The following is an 8,046-nucleotide window of genomic DNA, read 5'->3' as shown; positions in this document are numbered from 1 at the left end:
GTCGGTGCTGGTTGATCTCCTGCTGTACCAAGTGGACCTGTGTACTCTGGTACTTCATGTACTGCTGCTTCTACCGCGTTCACACCACCTGTAAAGTCTAGTTTCTCAACTATCGGTGCTGGCTGATCTCCTGCTGTACTAAGTGGGCCTGTGTACTCTGGTACTTCATGTACTGTTGCCTCAGCCGCATTCACACCACCTGTAAAGTCCGGTTTGCTCAAAACTGGTGGTTCTTCTTCACCCTTGCTTGATTGAACCGATTCTTCTGTTAATGCTTGATGGAAGCTTGCCAATTCATAAAACTCAGCCTTGCCACCTTCCCAGACTAATTTGACGTCTAGAAGAGAGCCACCATTTCGGATAGCGAAGGTTTGGAGACTAGATGTAATGGCACCGAGGTCTGTCCAGCTGTCTTGGCCATCCTTAAGTGTTCTCGCAAGAACACGTGCTTTCGCTCCTTCAGGAAGACTGGAAACGAGACGAAGGTGGTTGGCATTGGTTGGTTCAGACAAGTGATACACCAACTCACCCTTGTCTTTTTCAGACTTATAGCTGGTCAAGACTTTGCCGTCTACAAGGTTGTTGTAGAGATTACCTTGGCTTTCTCCACTACTTCCTTCTACTGTTGGATCATTGATTGGTTTGACAAATTCACCGTCATTGATTACCAATTCTGTAAATCCTACAAAACGGGCATCATAGTCTGCCGTATAGAGAACACGGAGATAGTTGGCTTTGACTGGTGTCGTCAATTCTCCTTCGATGTAGCGATTTCCTGGCATCTTAGAATCATGTGTCCAACCATCTGTCAATGAATCATCGTGTTGGCTATTGGCCACACCATCTCCTACTGTCACGACATCTGTCCAAGTTTTACCGTCTTGGCTGACTTGAATCTTACCATCACGAAGATAGTTTTGAGTTCCGTCTTGGATGTAGGCTCTAATCTTCTTGATAGTGCGTTCGCTACCAAGTTTCAAGGTCACATGACCATCTTTATGGGCGTAGTCTGAAAACTCAACGAAGTTGTTGTAAACACCGTCAAATAGTTGATCTAGGTTGTTCAGTTTACGAACATCATTGCTGCCGTATGTTGGATGAATGCCCATAGTTGTAGATTCTAGTTTGGTTGGTTGCACTTCTTTGGTTGTCACAAGGAGAGAAGTGGCTGTGACAGCTTGTTCCTGATCTGTTTTGTTGACCAGACGCACATAACGTACTAAGTGGGTTGCCACAGATCTGTCTGTCAACTGGCTGGCTGGTGTCCATTCTTGTGCATTTGCAGAATACTCTAGGCTAAGAGCAGGGTTGGCTGAGCCTTTGAGCTGGATGCTCTTGATCTGATGGATACGGTCAAGCTTCATTCCTAGATAGCTATGAGCAGGGAGTTTGGTTCCAGCTGGAATTTGAAGTTCGTAACTGCCTAAGCTATCCACTACTGGTGTTTCCTTCAAGGCGTTGACGTTGGTGTCTGTTAACTCACTGTTTCCAGAGCGTGTCTCAACAGAGAAGTCCTGAATACGCCACCAGAGGTCGAGGGCCTTGGTATTGCGTACTCGGATGTAACGAGCATTGATCGCTCTGGTCACTTCCTTGGTTTGTTCTCCTGATAGGCGATCCAACTCTTGCCATGCAGTTCCATCTGTAGAGTACTCAAGTACACCTGTGGCAAGCTTATCACCCGTTCCTTGGCGAAGTCGTACTTTAGTGACTGACTTGACTTCACCGAGGTCAAGTTGTGCCCAGGCATCTACTGGTGTCGTATTGCTACCGTCAGCGTTTGCCATCATGGCTTCTGTATTGTCCTTGCCATCAGTGATTTGACGAGCTGAGGTATTTAGTTTGTAAACTAAGTTTGAGCTTAGACTAACTGTCGTTGCTTGTTGGCTACGAGCTTTTTCAACTGGACGGTTGACTGCAATTTCCTGAACTGCAAACCAAGTGTTCTCGCGATCTGCTGTCGCAATCATGCGAACTGCCTTGGCCTTGATATTGAGATTTTCAAACTTAAGAAGGGATTCATTTCCGACATAGCTTGGCTCTTTCAAGGTTACCCAGTTGTCATTTTCATCTTGATACTGTACTTCTGCCTTACTAAAGGTATCACGTGGATTTGCCTGCGTTCCCATAGCAAAGGTCAAGGTTTGAATCGCTACTGGTTTGTTGAACTTCATACCAATATAATCACCTGTTTTGATGCTATTTGGTGATTTAATAATCGCATGAGTTGCCAAATCGCCGTCCGTCACTTCTGCCAAACCACCTTCTACACCTGTTCGATTGGTGATAAAGGTGCTGATGATTTGGTCTGGATGCAAGACTTTTTGAACTTCAGACGCCAGAACTTCTTTCAAGGATAGGATAAATGGACGAATATGTTGAACACCCAATTCAGCCTTTTCCATATGGTCTACATAATGGAAGGTATGAGTTTGAGACTGTTCGTAGAACTTCAAGCCTTTATAATAGCTGTCCCAAAGCTTAGCAGCATCGTTTGTAGCCATGGCTTCAGTTCCTGTAAGGAAGGCATCGAGAGCATTCATTTGGTCAATTGCATTATCCAACCAATAGTGGATTTGCGCAACCATCTTTTGGTCGCCTGATGCTTTGTAAAATTCGGCTGCTTCTTTAATCTTGGCAAATTCTGCACGCAAGGCTGCACGTTCGGCAGTCACATCCTGACCTGCTTTGAGTTTGGTCATGAAGTCTGTTAATTTTGGAGCCAAGTCTACCGATTCTTCTAGTTTGACGACACGATTATCCATGTTTTGGTTGATCATGTGCTTACCAAGTTCGCGGAAGGCTGCTGATACCTTGCTATCTTCAAAATGACCATTTTCTACAAAGTTGAAGGCAATGTCATTGATTTTCTTAGCTTCTTCTTCTGATTTCCACTGTTTCCATGAGTATTGAGCTCCTGAAAAGAGGGCAATCTTAGATGGTTCAGACTGTTGCATTGGGTTCAACATGATACCAGATAGCAAGCTTGGATCCACATTTGGATGAAGGAATTTCTCACCACCACCTAGAATCAAGTGTTGTTTAGAGTTATCTGTTACAGGCCAGTTAATCCAAAGTGAAACTGGGCGATAGGTCTTGCCACCTGCGGATAGATTGTTCTTGAGAGTTGAAAGGAAGCTTTCAGAGACTTCACCCCAAATCTTACCACCCGTCAAGGTCATGGATGTTGAACTTGGGAGATTTTCATTGAGGGATTTCAACTCATCCTCACGTCCATTACCCCAATACTGTCCAGGAACAAAGATCATTTCTTTACGAAGACCGCTGTAAGTTCCCTGCATTTCAGTCAACCACTTGGTCATATCTTGCATCAAGCGGTTGTAGCTATTGTAGCCACCGACTGGGCTTGGAGCATCATCTGCAAGGATACCAAATTCACGGACACCCACTTTCATCAACTGGGTAAATTTAGCCTTGATGGTTGCCAAATCTTCTTGGTAATGCGCTTCATTGCCAAAGCGGATGCGGTTGTTCATGAATGGATGGATAGTCCAGACATAGCGGGTTTTACTTTGATTTCCAACACGAGCAAGTTCACGGATTTCAGCTAGTTTTTCTTCTGGATAGAGTTCACGCCATTTCTTGTTGTGGTATGGATCATCTTTTGGTGCAAAGAAGTATTGGTTCAATTTCAAATCGCCACCATAACGCATGAGCTCTGCACGATCGGCATTCGACCATGGATTTCCATAGTAACCTTCGATGAAACCACGGTTCTTGAGTTCTGCGTAATCTTCTACTGTCACATTGCGAAGGACTGGCACTTGGCTTTCCTTAAGCATGTGTTTCAAGGTTGTCAAACCATAGAAGACTGCATCCGTGTCTTTTCCGACGATAGAAATTGAGTTATCCTTGATGGTCAAGGCATAGGCATCAATCTTGTCAAAGAGACCTGCTGAAACATTGGACAAGTTTTGCTCTGCTTGTGAACCTTGTCCATGCACTCCAAGATAGATATTGGTTGCGCCAGCGATTGCTGTCTTACCAGTTGTATAAGATACTTGATTGTCCTGCAAGACACTCTTCAAGCGATTGCGAGTATAGATATCGAGTTGATCGCCCATAACCAGATTGACTTGCTTGCGAAGGGCTGTGACACCTTCTCCATAAGTCACTTTTTGTGGAGTTGGGAAGACCTTGTACTCTTTCTTGAGATAGTCTGCGCTCTTGCTGGCAGCTGCAATGCTGTCTTCGCTAGCTGGTTTACTTGCAGTGAATTGATCTGCCAATTCAACTGTTCCATCACCGGTTTGGTCTACTTTTGGTTTTTCAGGTGTAGTTGGTTTTTCTGGTTGACTTGGTGCAGGCGTTTCTTGCTCTTCTTTGACAGGTTTCAATAGATGAACTTCAGCTGCACTTGCAAAGCCACCAACGCCTTCCAATACTTTCAACTCAATCTTGTTGGTATCTACCGCCGCAAAGTTGACTGTTTTTTCTTGGGCGTTGTTGTCCCAGCTTCCTTCTGAAACCTTGACCATTTGACCATCTTTTTGTGCGTAGATTTCGTAGCGCGTCACAACACCATTTCCACCACCTGGTCGTGGGAGATAAGTCAAGCCATTGACTTTTTCTGCTTCTTTCAAGGTCATAGTAAGAGTGTATGGCGCACGGTCACCAGTCCATTTAGAATGCCAGAATGTATTTGGATCATTGTCAAATGCCTTTTCAACAGCTCCTTCAGTCGCTGTTCCTGGCAATTCTTGGCTACTTGCAGTAGCAGTGAATTTGTCATTTGCAATCAAACGAGGATTTACAAAAGGCTTATCAGTCAACTCAGCGCTGTGCAAGATTCCTTTGAACCCACCGATGCTTTCAAGCGGTAGTACCAAGCTATTGTGGGCAAAGCGAGGGTGGGCTGGATTTGCAATACGCTCGATCTTTTCACCATCCACATAGATTTCGGTTGACTGTGGTTTGGTCACAATAGAGATTTGATAGCGTTTGTTCTTTTCAAGTTTTTTATTGAATTGGATATGGAACTGTTCAAATTGATAAGCGAGATAGCCATCTTTATCAGCTAGGTAAATTCGGTTGTCCCCACTTGTTGAGAAGGTTTGTTCCCCATCTCCAGTGACCGTAACATCAAACTTCAAGACATGACTTGGACCGACATCACCAGGCAAGCCATTGATACGACTATCTTGTTCAAATTTCAAGCCATTTTCTGTTGGAGTTACTTTCTTCGTTGCAAATTCTTTCACTTTCTCTGGAGTGATAGTGAACAGCTCATCTGAAGTAATTGCTCTTTCCGGGTTAGACTGTGGTGCATAAGGACTCGTTGGTAGTGTGCGCTCTGCAAAAGTTTTTGCTGCACGATCAGATCCCCAAGTCCGTTCCGCAGTTGTCTGCATGCTCTTGAAGAAGCGTTTGAAGATATCATAAGAGGTCAAACCTGTCTCATGGAGATCGATATTATCGTTCCAAACCGCATGACCTCCTCCAATAATACCTGGATGAGATGACTCTAAAAGTGGTCCTCCACCTGTTCGGAAATCATTTGGTGTCCAGCTATTGTATTGGCGCTCATAGTTTGCATAATCTCCATAAGCCGCCTGACTATTGCTTCCACTTGGAACACTGTAAGTTGGTACATCAGTGATATTGATAATCTTCGCACCTTGGGCAAGGGCTTCATTTGGTCGTTGCCAATGAATGCTCCAAATATCAACTTCTACTCCGTTCCAATCAACAGGAGTGTTCCCACGTTTCGCACTGAGCGATCCCCAGATACGAGGGGTGTAACCTTTAGACTTGATATATTGGGTCAAGTCATTAACATAGCGGCGATAGCTTTCGCGGCTACCATAGTATTCATCCGTTCCGATATGAACAGTGGATACCCCATGAAGTGGTGCATCTGGACCATCGAGGAGTTTGTCATAAACTGATTTGACAAAAGCTAGCGTTTCATCGTATTTATTATCTAGGTCTAGCATGGCTACGCGCTCAACATTGTGCTTACCTGCATAATCGCTCAAACTACCTTGATACATGAGGTCTGGGCGAACTTTGACAAAGGATAAGGCGTGACCTGGTGTGTCAATTTCTGGTACTAGGTTGATATGCAAGGCCTTGGCAAGTTTAATCAGATTTTGCATTTCTTCCTTGGTATAATGCTCATCTGATGTCAATTTTTGACCATTCTTACCAACAATGTCTGTCTCCACACGGAAACCTGTCTTGGCATGTTCAAGGACATACTTGAGTTGTTCTTCTGGACTTAAATTCTTTCCTGCCAAGTGTTCCTTGAGGAAGATATAGTTATCATTAAGGTGCAACTGCAAGTCGTTCATCTTGTAGTAAGCCATGTTGAGCATGATGTCTACAAGGGTGTCGTAAGGGATAAACTTACGACCTGTATCTAGCATAAAGCCACGGTGGCTGAAACTTGGGAAATCACGAATTTCGCCATTTTGTAGGTCTGTTTCTCCCATTTGAAGAAGAGTACGAGTGGCGTAGAAGGCACCTGTGTTTGTTGCAGCTTCGATGGTAATCACATCATTTTGGATAGTGATACCATACCCTTCCTTACCGTAACCCTTGTTTTCAACCTTTTTAAATTCGATTCGTTTTTGAGCCTGTTTGTCACCTGTTGCAAGTTCCAATCCACGGCTTGCAAGGTCTGACTGGTAGAAGGTTGCAGCCTGATCAAAACCTGAATCACCCGTCGCAAGAACTGTATCTGAAGTGATAGAAGATTGGCCTTCTTTCCCATACCATTGTTGAACAGCTGGTGCTACTTTTGGTTTCACACCCACACCTTCGTCCTGATGTAGCCCCTTGATGACTACTTCAAACTCTTTGGTAAAGGTATGACTGTCTTTGATTTGTTGTACCATGACCTTGACACGTTGATCTGTCAGAGGTTGGTAGATGCGATTTTGAAGGTCAATCACACCCTGCTTGTTACTGCCGATCAGACTAACCTGACCTGGCAAACTTGGTAGGACAAGAGACTTGCCATCTTCAGCCACATCCAACTGATCAACTTGGCGAATATCCGTTACTTTACTATGGTCTGGAATATTTGAATAAGCTCGAATTTCTTGGATTCCAACGTTTCTCCAGCCCATTGTTCCCGCTTGGTAATCATTGACCTCCAATTTGAGGTACTTAGCTTTGATGCTGTTGGCTAAATCAACTTTCTCATCTAAAACAGGGTCTCCAGACTTGGTATGAGCGAGTTTCCATTGTTTTTCTCCATTAGCGCCCACGTCTTCTTGACCTGCGTAATAGAGACTCCAAGATTTGATATTTGGGTCATTTTGCCCATTGCGAAGACGACGATCCCAGTCAATTTCCACATGCTTGATGAGGGTAGTTTTTGGAAGAGTTAATTCGAAGGTTGGTTTTGGTACATCTCTGTCCGTTGCCCATCTAGTACTATCATCACCATCAACTGCTTTGTCAGCTGTAAAGCTTGTTCCAGCCTCATGGTTGTTTGCTGAAGCAGTAGCGCCTTCGAGGTGGTTTACATCTTCTCTGTCTTCGATTGTCTTTTCAGCTGGTTTTACTGCTGGTGTAGTGGTTTCCGCAGGCTGTTTGTCTGCCTTTGGTGTTTCAACCGGTTTCGGCGTTTCTGCTGGCTTGGGACTTGCAGGACTTGTCTCTGGTTTTGCATCTTCACTTGCTGCAGGTTTGGTTCCCTCATCAGTCGCTGGAGTTTCTTCATGACTTGCTTCTGTTGCAGCTTCTGCATCTGCTTTTTCAAGCGCAGCGGCTAAATCATCTGGTAACTTATCCAGAGCTTGAACATGAGTGATACTTCCCTCTGTCTCTGAAGGCGCTGCTGTTTCTGCTGCCTGAACCATATTGGCTCCAAAGATACTTGCACCAATCATAACTGAGGCTGCACCAATTGCAAATTTGCGGATACTATAATGACAGCGTTTCTCAAAAAAGTGTTTGTCCATATTTCTCCTATTTCCTTTCATCCGCTTACGCTAGTAAGCGTTATCATTTCTCCTTTTAAAAAGGAGAGAACCAAGAGGTCCTCTCCAGGTGTTTGATTCATTTTCCGACTCT

1 protein-coding gene is annotated in these 8,046 nt (G+C 44.4%); it reads right to left on the bottom strand.

What is annotated here, in order from left to right; translation table 11 throughout:
* Positions 1 to 7,934: SIALI-17 repeat-containing surface protein (locus tag B7708_RS04735; RefSeq protein WP_084974242.1), on the bottom strand; the 7,934-nt coding region annotated here is incomplete at its 3' end.
* Between the last annotated feature and the right edge of the window lie 112 nt (positions 7,935 to 8,046).

Source organism: Streptococcus oralis subsp. dentisani (genome assembly GCF_002096615.1).
GTDB lineage: Bacteria > Bacillota > Bacilli > Lactobacillales > Streptococcaceae > Streptococcus > Streptococcus oralis_U.
This window is presented reverse-complemented; position numbering and strand designations above follow the sequence as displayed.